Origin of the sequence: Pseudomonas sp. RA_5y_Pfl1_P24, assembly GCF_963970945.1 — a bacterium.
Taxonomy (GTDB): domain Bacteria; phylum Pseudomonadota; class Gammaproteobacteria; order Pseudomonadales; family Pseudomonadaceae; genus Aquipseudomonas; species Aquipseudomonas tritici.
The window spans coordinates 135449-149630 of sequence record NZ_CAXAOJ010000004.1 but is presented as its reverse complement, the minus strand read 5'-3'; the positions used below and the strand labels follow the sequence as shown (position 1 = coordinate 149630).

Here is a 14182-nt window from a genome sequence, read left to right as displayed (position 1 = left end):
AATACTGATAGAAGGGTTAAAGCTCGACTTTGACCCAACTCATCTTCTGGTCCAACCAATCGGCAAATTCGTCGATAAAGCTCTGCTTGAACCCCGCCTCCGCCCAGTTGTTGAAAATGAACCCCAGGTTGGAAAACCCGCATTCCTGTAGGAACAGGAACCCATTGATGTCGTCTTCATGCCCACACAGCGGGCAGGTGAAGTTATCGGTGTGACCGGGCATCCAGTCTTCCAGGCTGTCAAACAATGCTTCGCCGACTTCCTTGCGGCATTCCGGGCAGCCGACTTCTTCGAGAAAGCCCTTGGCCGGCGTGTAGATGCAGCGCTTGTAGATGATTTCCAGGCCGTTGATCGGCTCGTTGAACGGCAGCGCCTGGGGGTGCAGCACCACGGCGCGGGCACCATCGGCCAGGGCGTAGGCCATGCGGTTGCCGGTGCGGCCACAGGTGGTCAGCTCTTCCTTGATAATGTTCTTGCGCACCAGCCAGCGCACGATCGCCCGGGCGCGGGGTTCGTGGACGGGCAAGGTGGAGATTTTGGGGACAAGGATGCTTTGGGAGTTCATGAGACCTGAGAGTCCTGCGGTGTGGCTACTGGCGCCATTGCGGGCAAGCCCGGCTCCCACATTGGAACGCGATCAACTGTGGGAGCCGGGCTTGCCCGCGATGAGGCCCTGAAGGCTGGCAGCTTAATCCCTGCCCCACTCAGGTCAAGTACTCAAGTACCGCCCAATCAACGCCATCCCACTCGCCAGCACCAGCCAGGTGACCAACCGCACAAACGCCTCACGGGACATGCGCATGGTCAGCCTGCGCCCACACCACAGCCCCAGGGCCATCGCTGGCAGCAGGCACACCGCCAACATCAACAACGGCAAATCTGCATACACCCCGGCGACCAGGAACAGGCTCAAGCGCACCACCGTGCTGCAACTGATCAACGCACTTTGCGTGGCGCGCGCCGCGTCTTTGGGCAGGCGGCTGTTCAGATAGATTGCGTAGAGAAAGCCGCCACTGCCGAACAGCGCACCAAATAACCCGCCCACGGTGCCCATCGGAATCGACCACCCTGCCGCCAGTTGAGTCGGACGCGCCCTTACCGCCAGGCTGTAGATCGCGTAGGCGCTGATAAACAGGCCTATCAACAACAGCAATAGGTCGGAATGCAAGTTGAGCAAAAACACCACGCCAAGCGTGCAACCTATCGCCATGCACGGCAGCAACCGCAGCAGTTCCGGCTTGTTCACATCACGCCGCGCTTGCAGCAGGTTGCCAAAGGCCGCGACAAAATCCAGCAGCACCAGCAGCGGAATGATTTTCGACAGTGGCATAAACAGGATCAGCAGTGGCCCCGCCACCAACGCCGTTCCAAAGCCGGCGATGCCAAACACGATATAGGCCACAACGATGCCCAGGCCGATGACCAGCCAATCCACACCAACAAACGACCACTGGTTCATCAGCTCAACCGGGCTCATGGAAAATTCCTTACGAGAGAGAGATCACTTTAGCCATCGGTGAGCAATGCGCCTATCGAACTGGCGCAATTGAAGGACGAAGCGTTTATCTCGATCCCCCATCCCCAACGCGGCGGCCTGAGTTATCTGTCAGCCGAGTTGTGCATGCGTGCGGGATTTTTCCCCAAGGCCGCGCGGGTGATGTCCCGCAAGACCACCCAGTTGCAGCTGATCCAGGCCGGCTTCGGTATTGCCTTGTTACCAAAATCCATGCAGGACATCGCCCCGGCTAACCTGCACTTTCTGCCCCTGACCGACCCGGACTGCCTCAGCACCGTGGCCCTCGCCTGCGCGCAGGCGCCAAGTGCGCTGGTGGAGCAATTCTGTCAAACACTGCGCGAATGCCTATAAACTGACGCCCATGATTAAAGATCCTTTTGCCCGACTGGGCCTGGACCGCGAAGTCCTGACTGTCAGCCAGCTCAACGGCCGCGCGCGGGTGTTGCTGGAAGACGTGTTCACCAATATCTGGGTCGAAGGCGAGATCTCCAACCTCGCCCGCCCGGCCTCCGGCCATGTGTATTTCACCCTCAAGGACAGCGGCGCCCAGGTGCGTTGCGCGCTGTTTCGCAATAACGCCGCGCGGGTTCGCCAGGCGCTGAAGGATGGCCTGGCGGTGAAAGTGCGCGGCAAGGTCTCGCTGTTCGAAGGCCGGGGTGATTACCAACTGATCCTCGATACCGTGGAACCGGCCGGTGATGGCGCGCTGCGCCTGGCGTTCGATGCGCTGAAAGAAAAGCTCAGCGCCGAAGGTCTATTCAGCGCTGAACGTAAAGTGCCGCTGCCGGCGCATCCTCGGCGCATCGGCATTATCAGCTCGCCAACCGGCGCGGTGATCCGCGACATCATCAGCGTGTTCCGCCGCAGGGCTCCGAACGTTGAGCTGACATTGATCCCGACAGCCGTGCAAGGCCGCGAAGCCATCCCGCAGATCGTACGTGCGCTGAAATTAGCCGACGCCCGGGGCTTTGATGCGCTGATCCTGGCGCGTGGTGGCGGTTCGCTGGAAGACCTCTGGTGCTTTAACGAAGAGGCCGTAGCACGCGCGGTAGACGCCTGCGTCACACCAATCGTCAGCGCCGTTGGCCATGAGACCGATGTGTCCATCAGCGATTTCGTCGCCGATGTCCGCGCCCCTACCCCATCCGCTGCGGCGGAATTGCTCGCGCCGGACGCCAGCCACCTGGTACGCCAAGTCGAAAACCTACACCGTCGCCTGGTGATGCTGATGCGCAATCGCCTGAGCCATGACCGCCTGCGCCTGGAAAGCATGGCCCGACGTCTGCGTCACCCTGGCGAGCGTCTGCGCCAACAGGCCCAGCGCCTGGATGACCTGGACATGCGCCTGCGCCGTGCGTTCGAGCGCAGCCTCAATACCCGGCGCGAACGCCTGATCCGCCTGGAAACCCGTCTTGCCGGCCAACACCCCGGCCGGCAACTGGCCCTGCTGCGTCAGCGCGTGGACAGCCTTGCCGAACGCCTGCCCCGCGCCATGCGAGAAGGCCTCAAGGCTCGGCGCATGCAACTGCAAAGCCAGGTGCAGACGCTGCAGGTGGTCAGCCCGCTGGCGACCCTGGGCCGTGGTTACAGCATCCTGCTGGACGAACGCGGCCAGGCCATTCGCGACGCCGCTCAAACCCACACCGGCCAGCGCCTCACCGCGCGTCTCGGTGAAGGCAAATTGCAAGTGCGGGTGGAAGACAACCACCTGACACCCGTCACCCTTTCGTTATTGGATTGATTAATGCCACGTCTCTTTAGCCTGTTGATGCTGCTGTGCCTCGCCGTTAATGCCCATGCCGACAGCTATATAACACGCACCCTGAACAAACCCGTGCCGGGCGGCGTTGCAGTCGTAGAACTCGGCCCCTCGGCGGCAGCACCGAAAGCCACCTACCAAGGGAAACCGGTGCTGGTGGTGAAGGAGGCGGACAACTGGCTGGCGATTGTCGGCATCCCATTGACCGTTAAACCCGGCAACGAGCGCCTCAGCAGCGGCGGGCGCAGCCTGCCGTTTATCGTCGGTTACAAGAAGTACCCAGAACAGCGCATCACCCTGAAAAACAAAAGCCAGGTAAACCCTAAGCCGGCGCAACTCAAGCGCATCGAAGGCGAACTGGCGGTGCAGCTCAAGGCCTACCGCAGTTTCAGCCCGAACCTGCCGAGCAACCTGGTGCTGGATAAACCGGTGAACGGGCCGCTGTCGAGCAAGTTTGGCGTACGCCGCTTCTTCAACGGTGAAGAACGCAATCCGCATTCGGGCCTGGATTTCGCCGTGCCCGCGGGCACGCCGATCAAGACCCCGGCGAACGGCAAGGTGATTCTCATCGGTAACTACTTTTTCAACGGCAACACGGTGTTCGTCGACCACGGCCAGGGCTTTATCAGCATGTTCTGCCACATGTCGAAGATCGACGTAAAAGTGGGCGATCAACTCAAGCGCGGCGCAGTGGTCGGCAAGGTCGGTTCAACGGGCCGTGCGACCGGACCGCACATGCACTGGAATGTCAGCCTTAACGATGCAAGGGTAGACCCGGCGATCTTTATCGGCGCGTTCCAACCCTGAAACGTCCGATTGCGCGCTCGATAATGGGCGCGCAATTAAAACCAGCCTTCATCTTGTAAACAAGCATAAAATCTCGCTTCCTACGCAGATAACAGAACTTATCTCAATTTTTCTCGACTGCTTGCCATCTTTCACCCCGGCGGTTAGGGTTGAGCTTATGAAAACCTCTCACACCCTCATTCAGCTCCGCCAGCACCGCAGTTTGTGCCTCGTCAGCGCACGACTGCCAAGCTGAATCGATCTGCCTCGTCTATACGTTTTATCCCTAAAAACAGTTCTACGGCAGGCCGCCTTTTCTCGGCCCCTACTACAAAGGATTTCCCGATGAGCATGCTCAAAGACCCGTCTTCGAAGTACCGCGCGTTTCCAACCATCGATATCCCGGACCGCACCTGGCCATCGAAGACCATCACCGAAGCGCCGATCTGGTGCAGCTCGGACCTGCGTGATGGCAACCAGTCGCTGATCGAGCCAATGGACGCCGCAAAAAAGCTGCGCTTCTGGAAGACCCTGGTAGCGGTAGGCGTTAAAGAAATCGAAGCCTCGTTCCCGGCTGCGTCGCAAACCGACTTCGACTTCGTACGCACCCTGATCGAAGACAACCACATCCCCGAGGACACCACCATCCAGGTGCTGACCCAGGGCCGTGAAGACTTGATCGCGCGTACGTTCGAATCCCTGCGCGGCGCCAAGAAAGCCATCGTGCACTTGTACAACGCCACGTCGCCGTCGTTCCGCCGCATCGTGTTCAACCAGGACAAGGACGGCATCAAGGCAATCGCGGTCAACGCGGCCAAGCTGTTCGTCAAATACGCCGCGCAGCAGCCGGAGACCCAGTGGACGTTCGAATACTCCCCGGAGACCTTCAGCGCGACTGAGCTGGAGTTCGCCAAGGAAGTGTGTGACGCGGTGATCGAAGTGTGGAACCCGACGCCTGAGCACAAGATGATCCTCAACCTGCCGGCCACCGTGGAATGCGCCACGCCAAACATTTATGCCGACCAGATCGAGTGGTTCGGTCGCCATATCAACCGTCGTGACAGCGTGATCATCAGCCTGCACACCCACAACGACCGTGGCACTGGCGTAGCCGCCACTGAGCTGGGCCTGATGGCCGGCGCCGATCGTGTCGAAGGCTGCCTGTTCGGCAACGGCGAGCGTACCGGTAACGTCGACCTCGTCACCGTGGCACTGAACATGTACACCCAGGGCCTCGACCCGCAGCTGGATTTCTCCGACATCGATGGCGTGCGCAAAGTCGTCGAAGAGTGCAACCAGATCCAGGTGCACCCACGTCACCCGTACGTTGGCGACCTGGTGCACACCGCGTTCTCAGGCTCTCACCAGGATGCGATCCGCAAAGGTTTCTCCCAGCAGAAAGACGATGCGCTGTGGGAAGTGCCGTATTTGCCGATCGACCCAGCGGACATTGGCCGCAGCTACGAAGCGGTGATCCGTGTAAACAGCCAGTCGGGCAAAGGCGGCATCGCCTACTTGCTGGAGCAGGAATACGACATCAGCTTGCCGCGCCGCATGCAGATCGAGTTCAGCCAAGTGGTACAGGCCGAGACCGACCGCGTCGGCCTCGAGATGACTGCACCGCAGATCTACGCGTTGCTGCAGCGTGAATACCTGCAAGCCAACACCCCGTACGCGCTGGTCAGCCATCGCCTGCAGGAAGAGAACGGCAACAGCTATGTCGAGGTGGAAGTCTCGGGCAAGGGCCAGGGTGAAACCAACCTGCACTGGAAAGGCAAGGGCAACGGTGCGCTGGAAGCACTGGTAGCCGGCCTGCCGATTGCCGTGGAAATCATGGACTACAACGAACATGCAATCGGTGCAGGAACCAATGCCAAGGCGGCGGCCTACATCGAGCTGCGTGTGAACGGTGAGCGTCCGGTACATGGTGTGGGTATTGATGAAAACATCACCACTGCGAGCTTCAAGGCGTTGTTCAGTGCGTTGAACCGCTCGTTGAGTCAGATGGAAGCTAAAGCGGCGTAAGTTTTATCGCTGCAATACAAAAGGCCCTTGGATGAGAATCCAGGGGCCTTTTTGTTAGGCTTCAGATTTGTGGTGTCGGTGAGGACCTCTTCGCGAGCAAGCCCGTTCCCACATTGAACCGCGTGTTTCCTGTAGGAATGCGCTCGAAATGTGTGCGGGCTTGCTCGCGAATACAATCTCCCAGGCACGGCAAACCCGTCAGACAAACTGAAAGCTATCGGCATCCAGGTTCGCCGGAAACCGGGTGCGATACGCCGCCAGCTCAGCCGCCTCGAGGCACACCTGAAACACCCCATCCGCCTCCCCCGCACTCAGCAAGGTCTCACCCTGGAAGTCCAACACCTGACTATCACCGGTGTAGGCAAACCCCTTCCCGTCCGTCCCCACCCGATTCACGGCCGCCACATAGCACAGGTTTTCAATCGCCCGCGCCGGCAGCAGCCGATTCCAATGCTGGCGCCGAGCGCCCGGCCAGTTGGCCGTGTACAGCAGCAGGTCGGTGTCCTGAGCATCGCGGCTCCACACCGGAAAGCGCAGGTCGTAGCAAATCAACGGGCGAATACGCCAGCCCTTCAACTCAAATTGCACCTGCCGCTCGCCGGGGGTGTAGTGATCGTGCTCGCCGGCCATGCGGAACAGGTGGCGCTTGTCGTAATGCTGCACCTCGCCATCCGGCCGCGCCCAGAGCAGGCGGTTGCGGTGGCTGCCGTCGGCGGCCCGGATGATCACGCTGCCGGTGATCACCGCGTTGTACTTCGCTGCCTGGGCCTGGAGCCATCGACGGGTCGGGCCGCTCTCCGGTTCGGCCAGGGAGCCTGACTCCATGGAGAAACCGGTGGTGAACATCTCCGGCAGCACGATCAGATCGGCGCCCCTGGCCTGGTCCAGCAGCAGTTCGAAATGTTCCAGGTTGGCCTGGCGGTCATGCCAGGCCAGGGTGGTCTGGACCAGGGCGAGGTTCAGGTTCGGTAACGCAGTCAAATCACGCATAGTTTCTCGGCTGCTTGTTGCAGCGTTTCCTCGCGCTTGGCAAAGCACAGGCGCACCAGGCGCTGGCCTTGGGGTGGGGTCTGGTAGAACACCGAGACCGGGATGGTTGCCACGCCGTGTTCGCGGGTCATCCACAGGGACATGGCGACGTCGTCCAGGTCCGGGCGGATCTGTGAGTAATCGACCAACTGAAAGTAGGTGCCGGTGACGCGGGTAAAGCTGAAACGTGACGGAGCCAGCAGGTCACAGAACAGGTCGCGCTTGGCCTGGTAGAACGCCGGCAGCTCATCGACGTGCTCTGGGTGTTCGGCCATAAAATCGGCCAATGCGAACTGGAGCGGCGTCACGCCGCAAAAATTAACGTACTGGTGCACCTTGCGCAGTTCGGCCGTGAGGGCCGATGGCGCGATGACGTAGCCGGTTTTCCAGCCGGTGACATGGTAGGTCTTGCCGAAGGAACTGACCACGAACGCGCGCTGATACAGTTCTTCGTGGGCCAGCACGCTGACATGGGGCACACCGTCGAATACCAGGTGTTCGTAGACCTCGTCGCTGACCAAGTAGATATCGCGGTCGCGGATCAACTCCGCCAACTGGTCCAACTCGGCGCGGCAGACCAAGGCGCCAGTGGGATTGTGCGGCGTGTTGAGGATGATCATACGCGTGCGCGGCGACAGCGCGGCCTTGATCTTTTCGAAGTCGAGAGCAAAGCCTTGCAGGCTCAGTTGCACATGCACGCAACGGCCACCGGCCAGTTCGACCGAGGGCTCATAGCTGTCATAGCAAGGGTCGAACACAATGACTTCATCGCCACTGCGAATCACCGCCTGGATCGCGCAGAAGATCGCAGCAGTAGCCCCAGGGGTAATGGTCACTTCGCTGTCGGCATCCACCGTGGCGCCATAACTGCGGGCGATCTTGGCCGCCACTTGCTGGCGCAGGGCTGGCAGGCCAGTCATCGGTGAATATTGGTTGTGTCCGCTGGCAACGTGCTTGCCCACGGCATCGAGCAAACCTTGGGGGCCATTGAAGTCCGGGAAGCCCTGGGACAGGTTGAGCGCACCGGTTTCGGCAGCGAGTTGCGACATGGTGGTAAAAATGGTGGTGCCGACATTCGGCAGCTTGCTGGTGATCATCGGAGCCCCCTGCAGGTGAGCCCAAGTTTTAAGCTGCCAATTGCAGCGGGTCAAGGCACAAACCGTCGCGCACAAAAAAGGGCTCGCAATGAGCCCTTTTTTGACACGTCGATATCAGCGTTTGTCGCGACGCTTTTTGTCGGCTTTCTTGTGGTGCGTCATCATCCGGCGTTTTTTATTCACTTGGCGGTCGGTGAGGCTGTTCTTGTTACCTTCGTACGGGTTCTCGCCACCCTTGAACTCGATACGGATCGGCGTACCGACCAGCTTCAAGACGCGGCGGTAAGTGTTTTCCAGGTAACGCACGTAGGACTTCGGCACCTTCTCGATCTGGTTACCGTGAATCACGATAATCGGCGGGTTGGCACCACCCAAGTGGGCGTAACGCAGCTTGATCCGGCGGTTGTTGACCATCGGCGGCGCGTGCTCGCCAACGGCATCTTCCAGGATCTGGGTGAGGCGGTTGGTCGGCCAGCGGGTGACCGCGGACTTGAACGAGTTCTGTACGGAGGCGTAGAGGTTGCCTACGCCGGTGCCGTGCAGTGCCGAGATAAAGTGGATATCGGCGAACTCGACGAAGAACAAGCGACGCTGCAGCTCGATCTTGACGAAGTCGCGCTCGCTCGGCGTCATGCCGTCCCACTTGTTGATCGCGATCACCAGTGCCCGACCGGCTTCCAGGGCAAAGCCCAGCAAGTTCAGGTCGTGGTCGACCACGCCTTCGCGGGCGTCCATCACGAAGATCACCACGTTGGCGTCTTTGATCGCCTGCAGGGTTTTCACCACCGAGAACTTTTCAACTTCCTCGTGAATCTTGCCGCGCTTGCGCACACCGGCGGTGTCAATCAGCGTGTACTTTTCTTCGTTACGTTCGAACGGAATGTAGATACTGTCGCGGGTGGTGCCGGGCTCGTCATAGACGATTACCCGGTCTTCACCGAGCATGCGGTTGACCAGGGTCGACTTGCCGACGTTAGGGCGACCGATGATGGCGATCTTGATACCGTCTTTTTCACTCGGGCCAGGAATGCGCTTGGCTTCCTCACCTTCGGCGACGATCTCTTCTTCACCCTCTTCTTCCTCAGCGTCATCCTTCGGAAAGGTGCTGAGGGCAATTTCCAGCATCTGGGTGATGCCGCGACCGTGGGCACCGGCGACCGGGATCGCGTCGCCCAGGCCCATCGGGCTGAATTCGGCACGGGCCTGCTCAGGATCGATGTTGTCGATCTTGTTGGCGACCAAATAGGAACGCTTGTTACGCTTGCGCAGGTGCTCGCCAATCATTTGGTCGGCAGCGGTATAGCCCGCGCGGGCATCCACCAGGAACAACACAACATCGGCTTCTTCAATGGCCAGCAGCGACTGCTCGGCCATCTTTTCGTCCATGCCATGCTCGTCACCGGAGATACCACCGGTGTCGACAATAATGTAGGAGCGCCCTTGCCACTTTGCCTCACCGTATTGGCGATCACGGGTCAGACCGGACAAGTCGCCGACGATGGCGTCGCGAGTCCTGGTCAGGCGGTTGAACAAGGTGGACTTGCCGACGTTAGGTCGGCCCACCAGGGCGATTACGGGAACCATGCGGCTCTCCACTTCGTTATTTCAGAAAATACAAAAGCCGCTGCAAGGCAGCGGCTGGTGCTCGGGGCAGCATAATAAAATGCCGCATGCCCCGCCGAAGCGGGGCCGCCTGGGTGTTACCCCAAGCATAGTTCTTACTTGATGGTCAGGGCTTCCAGCTTGCCGCTGTTGCCATACACATAAAGCATGTTACCCACCACCAGCGGACGCGCACGCAGGCCGTCGCTGTCGATACGCTCGCGACCCACGAAGCGACCGTCTACCTGGCTCAACAGGTGCAGGTAGCCTTCGAAGTCACCGACCGCGACGTAGCTGGAGAACACTTCCGGTGCCGACAGTTGGCGGCGAGCCAGGGAGTCGTTGCTCCACAGTGAGGTGGTGGAACGCTCGTCGACACTTTCAACGGTGCCGGACGCAAGGCTTACGTAGACGCTGCCAAACCCTTGGGCGACACCTGCGTAGCTGGAAGCATCACGCTGCCAGTTAACGCGGCCGCTCTGCAGGTCCAGTGCGGCAACACGGCCCTGGTAAGTGGCGACATAGAGGGTTTCACCGGACAGCAGTAAACCGCCGTCGATGTCCACTACGCGCTCCAGCTCGGAACGACCTTGCGGAATGGCCACACGGGTTTCCCAGACCGGCACGCCGTTCTGAGTGTTCAGGGCGACCACTTTACCGGTCGACAGGCCCGCAACGGCCAGATTGTTGGTCACAATCGGACCACTGGTACCACGCAACGTCAGCACCGCAGGGGTGCTGTCGTACAACCAGCGCTGTTCGCCAGTGTTGGCGTCGAGGCCGATGAGGCGGTCCTCCTGCGTCTGTACCACGACGATATCGCCGTTGGTAGCAGGCGGTGCGAGTACTTCACTGCTCACGCGAGCGCGCCACTTCTCTTCACCGGTGCTGGAATCCAGCGCCACGACTTCGCCCTTGAGCGTGCCGAGCAACACCATGCCATAACCCACGCCAACGGCGCCGGAGACAGGCAATTCGAGATCCTTGGACCACTTCACGTCGCCGTTCATGCGGTCCATGGAGGTCACAACGCCGGTCACGTCAGCGGCCACAATGTTGTCACCGTCGATTGCCGGTACCAACATGTTGTAGGTGTCGCCCTGACCATCACCAATGGAGCGGCTCCACTGCTTTTGCAGGACCACTTCTTCCTTGAAGCTGGTCAGCTCGGCAGGAGGCAGTTCTTTTTTACTGTTGCTGCTGCAACCCGCGGCCAGAACGGCCAGAGCCAGCAATGCTGCATGTTTCCAACGGATCACGTCACGCATCCCCTTTGGCCAAGTCGTCCAGCTTGATTTGTAAGCCACCGACCGCTGCTTCATCAGACAGCGCCGCCTTGGCTTTTTTGTACGCAGCATTGGCTTCGTCGGTACGACCCAATTGGACCAACAGGTCGCCCTTGAGCTCTTCGCGAGTGGCTACAAATGCCTTGTCAGCATCGCCGTCGAGCAGTTTGAGTGCTTCGTCAGCCTTGTTCTGTGCCGCGAGAACCTGAGCCAGACGCTGACGTGCGATTTCACCCAGGGTCGGGTTGGTCGGCTTGTCAGCGACAGCCTTCAGCTCTGCGGCGGCGTCGTCCAGCTTGCCAGTGTCGACTGCGACTTTCGCGACGAACAGGCTGCCGTATTGGGCGTAGGTGCTACCGCCGAATTCGCTCTTCAGCTTGCCGGCCAAATCGGCGACCTGCGCCGGGTCAGGCTTGCCGTCCGGCGTCAGCGTGGTTTCCAGCAACTGCTGATAGAGGATCGAGGCGCCTTGGGACTGGTTGGCCTGATATTTGGTCCAGGCTTGCCAGCCGAACACCACCACTAAAGCCAGCAGACCGCCAGTAACCAGGGGCTTGCCATTACGCTGCCACCAGTCCTTGAAATCGGCCAGTTGATCATCATCAGAACTCGACACCCCAGTACTCCTTAATCGCTAAATTCGGCTGTTCGACAGCTTCAACCCTGCACGACGCAGGTGGCCAAGTGCGCAGCGAGCGCATCAAAGGCAATGTTCTGTTGCTCACCCTGGCCACGCAGGGGTTTAAAACCTATCACTTGCTGGGCCAACTCGTCATCGCCGAGGATCAATGCATACAGCGCACCGCTCTTGTCGGCCTTCTTGAACTGGCTCTTGAAGCTGCCAGCGCCGGCATTAACCTGCAGGCGCAGGTTCGGCAGTTGGTCGCGCACTTTTTCGCTCAGGGCCAGGGCCGCCAGTTCGGCAGCCTCGCCAAAGGCGCAGAGGTACACGTCCACCTGACGGGAAATCTCTTCAGGGACTTGCTCCAGCGTTTCCAACAGCAGGATCAGCCGCTCAATGCCCATGGCGAAGCCCACACCCGTGGTCGGCTTGCCGCCCATCTGCTCGACCAAGCCGTCGTAGCGGCCACCGGCACACACAGTGCCCTGGGCGCCGAGTTTGTCGGTGACCCACTCGAACACGGTCTTGCTGTAGTAATCGAGGCCACGCACCAGCTTGGTGTTGATCACGAACGGAATACCGGCCGCATCCAGGCGAGCCTTGAGGCCCTCGAAGTGGATACGGGATTCGTCGTCCAGGTAATCGGCCATTTTCGGCGCATTGACCAATACAGCCTGGGTATCGGCGTTCTTGGTGTCCAGCACGCGCAGCGGGTTGGTCTTCAGGCGGCGCTGGCTGTCTTCGTCCAACTTGTCCAGGTGAGCCGACAGGTACTCGACCAAGGCGACCTTGTAGCGGCCGCGGGATTCGCTGGTGCCCAGGCTGTTGAGCTCAAGCTTGACCGCGTCGCGGATGCCCAGCAGGCCCCACAGGCGCCAGGTCAATACGATCAGCTCGGCATCAATGTCTGGGCCATCGATGTTGAACACTTCCAGGCCAATCTGGTGGAACTGGCGATAACGACCTTTTTGCGGACGTTCGTGGCGGAACATCGGGCCGATGTACCACAACTTCTGAGGCTGGCCAGCACCGGTGAGACCATGCTCAAGCACGGCACGCACGCATGCAGCAGTGCCTTCGGGACGCAGGGTCAGGGAGTCGCCGTTGCGGTCTTCAAAGGTGTACATCTCTTTTTCGACGATGTCGGTCACTTCACCGATGGAGCGTTTGAACAGCTCGGTGAACTCGACGATCGGCATGCGGATCTGCTTGTAACCGTAGTTATCCAGCAGGCGCGCGACAGTGCTCTCGAAGTAGCGCCACAGGGGCGTCTGCTCCGGCAGGATGTCGTTCATGCCACGAATGGCTTGCAGAGACTTGCTCACATCAAATCCTTAAATTCGTTCAATCAGCCGCGCGCGATCAGCGCTGCGTCAGCGGCGACCTTTTCGGCCGCTTTCTCGCGGATCAGTCTTTCGAGCTCATCCACCAGATTGTCATTCGTTAACTTCTGCGCTGGCTTGCCGTCGATGTAGATCAGGTTCGGGGTACCGCCAGTCAGGCCCACATGGGCTTCCTTGGCTTCACCCGGCCCGTTGACCACGCAACCGATCACTGCAACATCCAGCGGCACCAGCAGGTCTTCGAGGCGCAATTCCAGATCGTTCATGGTTTTCACCACGTCGAAGTTCTGCCGCGAGCAGCTAGGGCAGGCAATGAAATTGATGCCACGGGAACGCAAACGCAGGGATTTGAGAATGTCGTAACCGACCTTCACTTCCTCTACGGGGTCTGCCGCCAGCGAGATGCGGATAGTATCGCCAATCCCTTCGGCGAGCAGCATACCGAGACCCACCGCAGATTTCACTGTGCCTGAGCGTAAACCACCCGCTTCAGTGATACCCAAGTGCAGCGGCTGTACGATTTCCTTGGCCAGCAGGCGATAGGCTTCGACCGCCATGAAGACGTCGGAGGCCTTTACGCTGACCTTGAAGTCCTGAAAATTCAGGCGTTCAAGGTGCTCAACGTGGCGCAGTGCTGACTCAACCAGCGCCGCCGGGGTCGGCTCGCCGTACTTCTTTTGCAGGTCTTTTTCCAGGGAGCCGGCGTTGACGCCGATGCGGATTGGAATCCCGCGATCACGGGCAGCGTCCACCACGGCGCGCACACGGTCTTCGCGACCAATGTTGCCCGGGTTGATCCGCAGGCAATCCACACCCAGTTCGGCTACGCGCAGGGCGATCTTGTAGTCGAAGTGAATGTCGGCAACCAACGGCACCTTGACCAGTTGCTTGATGCGCCCGAAAGCTTCGGCAGCGTCCATGTCCGGCACGGATACGCGCACGATGTCCACACCGGCAGCTTCCAGACGGTTGATCTGTGCAACGGTGGCGGCCACGTCATTGGTGTCGCTGTTGGTCATGCTTTGTACTGCGATGGGGGCATCGCCACCCACCGGCACCGAGCCGACCCAGATCTTGCGCGATACGCGACGTTTGATTGGAGATTCGCCGTGCATGA

The 14182-nt window shown here is 60.0% G+C and carries 12 protein-coding genes and 1 pseudogene; 4 read left to right on the top strand and 9 right to left on the bottom strand.

The window, feature by feature from the left end; all coding sequences use genetic code 11:
• Positions 1-16 precede the first annotated feature (16 nt).
• Both AACY30_RS07635 and AACY30_RS07630 read right to left on the bottom strand, forming a co-directional pair.
• Complete coding sequence (locus AACY30_RS07635) at positions 17-565, bottom strand: sugar ABC transporter ATPase (RefSeq protein WP_339540091.1); 549 nt, start codon at positions 563-565, stop codon at positions 17-19.
• A gap of 144 nt (positions 566-709) precedes the next feature.
• Positions 710-1477, bottom strand: a complete 768-nt coding sequence (locus AACY30_RS07630; protein WP_339540090.1) for a sulfite exporter TauE/SafE family protein — start codon at positions 1475-1477, stop codon at positions 710-712.
• Positions 1478-1519: 42 nt separating this feature from the next.
• On the opposite strand from AACY30_RS07630, the pseudogene AACY30_RS07625 reads away from it, so the two are divergent.
• The 4 genes and pseudogenes from AACY30_RS07625 to leuA form a co-directional block, all read left to right on the top strand.
• Positions 1520-1867: pseudogene (locus AACY30_RS07625) on the top strand (LysR substrate-binding domain-containing protein); the annotation flags it as partial.
• Between the two features lie 10 nt (positions 1868-1877).
• Positions 1878-3257: an exodeoxyribonuclease VII large subunit gene (xseA, locus tag AACY30_RS07620; RefSeq protein ID WP_339540089.1), complete on the top strand. Its 1380-nt coding sequence runs from the start codon at positions 1878-1880 to the stop codon at positions 3255-3257.
• A 3-nt stretch (positions 3258-3260) separates the two neighbouring features.
• Positions 3261-4082, top strand: a complete 822-nt coding sequence (locus AACY30_RS07615; protein WP_339438135.1) for a peptidoglycan DD-metalloendopeptidase family protein — start codon at positions 3261-3263, stop codon at positions 4080-4082.
• Between the two features lie 324 nt (positions 4083-4406).
• On the top strand, positions 4407-6086 hold the full coding sequence (gene leuA, locus AACY30_RS07610; RefSeq protein WP_339470741.1) for a 2-isopropylmalate synthase: 1680 nt from the start codon (positions 4407-4409) through the stop codon (positions 6084-6086).
• Between the two features lie 198 nt (positions 6087-6284).
• Here the strand turns inward: leuA and AACY30_RS07605 are convergent, their stop codons facing one another.
• The 7 genes from AACY30_RS07605 to ispG all read right to left on the bottom strand — a co-directional run bounded on the left by AACY30_RS07605 (position 6285) and on the right by ispG (position 14180).
• Positions 6285-7076 carry an amidohydrolase gene (locus tag AACY30_RS07605; protein ID WP_339470740.1) on the bottom strand — a complete coding sequence of 264 codons (792 nt, stop codon included), beginning with the start codon at positions 7074-7076 and terminating at the stop codon, positions 6285-6287.
• Positions 7064-8212 (bottom strand): pyridoxal phosphate-dependent aminotransferase, encoded by a 1149-nt coding sequence (locus AACY30_RS07600; RefSeq protein WP_339540088.1) that lies wholly within the window; start codon positions 8210-8212, stop codon positions 7064-7066. The genes AACY30_RS07605 and AACY30_RS07600 overlap by 13 nt, the downstream gene beginning before the upstream one ends.
• 114 nt (positions 8213-8326) lie before the next feature.
• Positions 8327-9796 (bottom strand): ribosome biogenesis GTPase Der, encoded by a 1470-nt coding sequence (gene der / locus AACY30_RS07595; protein ID WP_049711641.1) that lies wholly within the window; start codon positions 9794-9796, stop codon positions 8327-8329.
• Positions 9797-9930: 134 nt separating this feature from the next.
• Complete coding sequence (bamB, locus tag AACY30_RS07590; protein WP_339470738.1) at positions 9931-11082, bottom strand: outer membrane protein assembly factor BamB; 1152 nt, start codon at positions 11080-11082, stop codon at positions 9931-9933.
• On the bottom strand, positions 11075-11716 hold the full coding sequence (locus AACY30_RS07585) for a YfgM family protein (protein WP_339420559.1): 642 nt from the start codon (positions 11714-11716) through the stop codon (positions 11075-11077). Before AACY30_RS07585 ends, bamB begins: the two co-directional genes overlap by 8 nt.
• A 41-nt stretch (positions 11717-11757) precedes the next feature.
• On the bottom strand, positions 11758-13047 hold the full coding sequence (gene hisS, locus AACY30_RS07580) for a histidine--tRNA ligase (RefSeq protein WP_049711638.1): 1290 nt from the start codon (positions 13045-13047) through the stop codon (positions 11758-11760).
• Between the two features lie 23 nt (positions 13048-13070).
• Positions 13071-14180, bottom strand: a complete 1110-nt coding sequence (gene ispG, locus AACY30_RS07575) for a flavodoxin-dependent (E)-4-hydroxy-3-methylbut-2-enyl-diphosphate synthase (protein ID WP_099585613.1) — start codon at positions 14178-14180, stop codon at positions 13071-13073.
• Positions 14181-14182: the final 2 nt, after the last annotated feature.

Bases quoted from the DNA above. Each gene is read 5' to 3' on its own strand.
- AACY30_RS07635 (WP_339540091.1), bottom strand. From the start codon at position 565: ATGAACTCCCAAAGCATCCTTGTCCCCAAAATCTCCACCTTGCCCGTC.
- AACY30_RS07630 (WP_339540090.1), bottom strand. From the start codon at position 1,477: ATGAGCCCGGTTGAGCTGATGAACCAGTGGTCGTTTGTTGGTGTGGAT.
- xseA (WP_339540089.1), top strand. From the start codon at position 1,878: ATGATTAAAGATCCTTTTGCCCGACTGGGCCTGGACCGCGAAGTCCTG.
- AACY30_RS07615 (WP_339438135.1), top strand. From the start codon at position 3,261: ATGCCACGTCTCTTTAGCCTGTTGATGCTGCTGTGCCTCGCCGTTAAT.
- leuA (WP_339470741.1), top strand. From the start codon at position 4,407: ATGAGCATGCTCAAAGACCCGTCTTCGAAGTACCGCGCGTTTCCAACC.
- AACY30_RS07605 (WP_339470740.1), bottom strand. From the start codon at position 7,076: ATGCGTGATTTGACTGCGTTACCGAACCTGAACCTCGCCCTGGTCCAG.
- AACY30_RS07600 (WP_339540088.1), bottom strand. From the start codon at position 8,212: ATGATCACCAGCAAGCTGCCGAATGTCGGCACCACCATTTTTACCACC.
- der (WP_049711641.1), bottom strand. From the start codon at position 9,796: ATGGTTCCCGTAATCGCCCTGGTGGGCCGACCTAACGTCGGCAAGTCC.
- bamB (WP_339470738.1), bottom strand. From the start codon at position 11,082: ATGCGTGACGTGATCCGTTGGAAACATGCAGCATTGCTGGCTCTGGCC.
- ispG (WP_099585613.1), bottom strand. From the start codon at position 14,180: ATGCACGGCGAATCTCCAATCAAACGTCGCGTATCGCGCAAGATCTGG.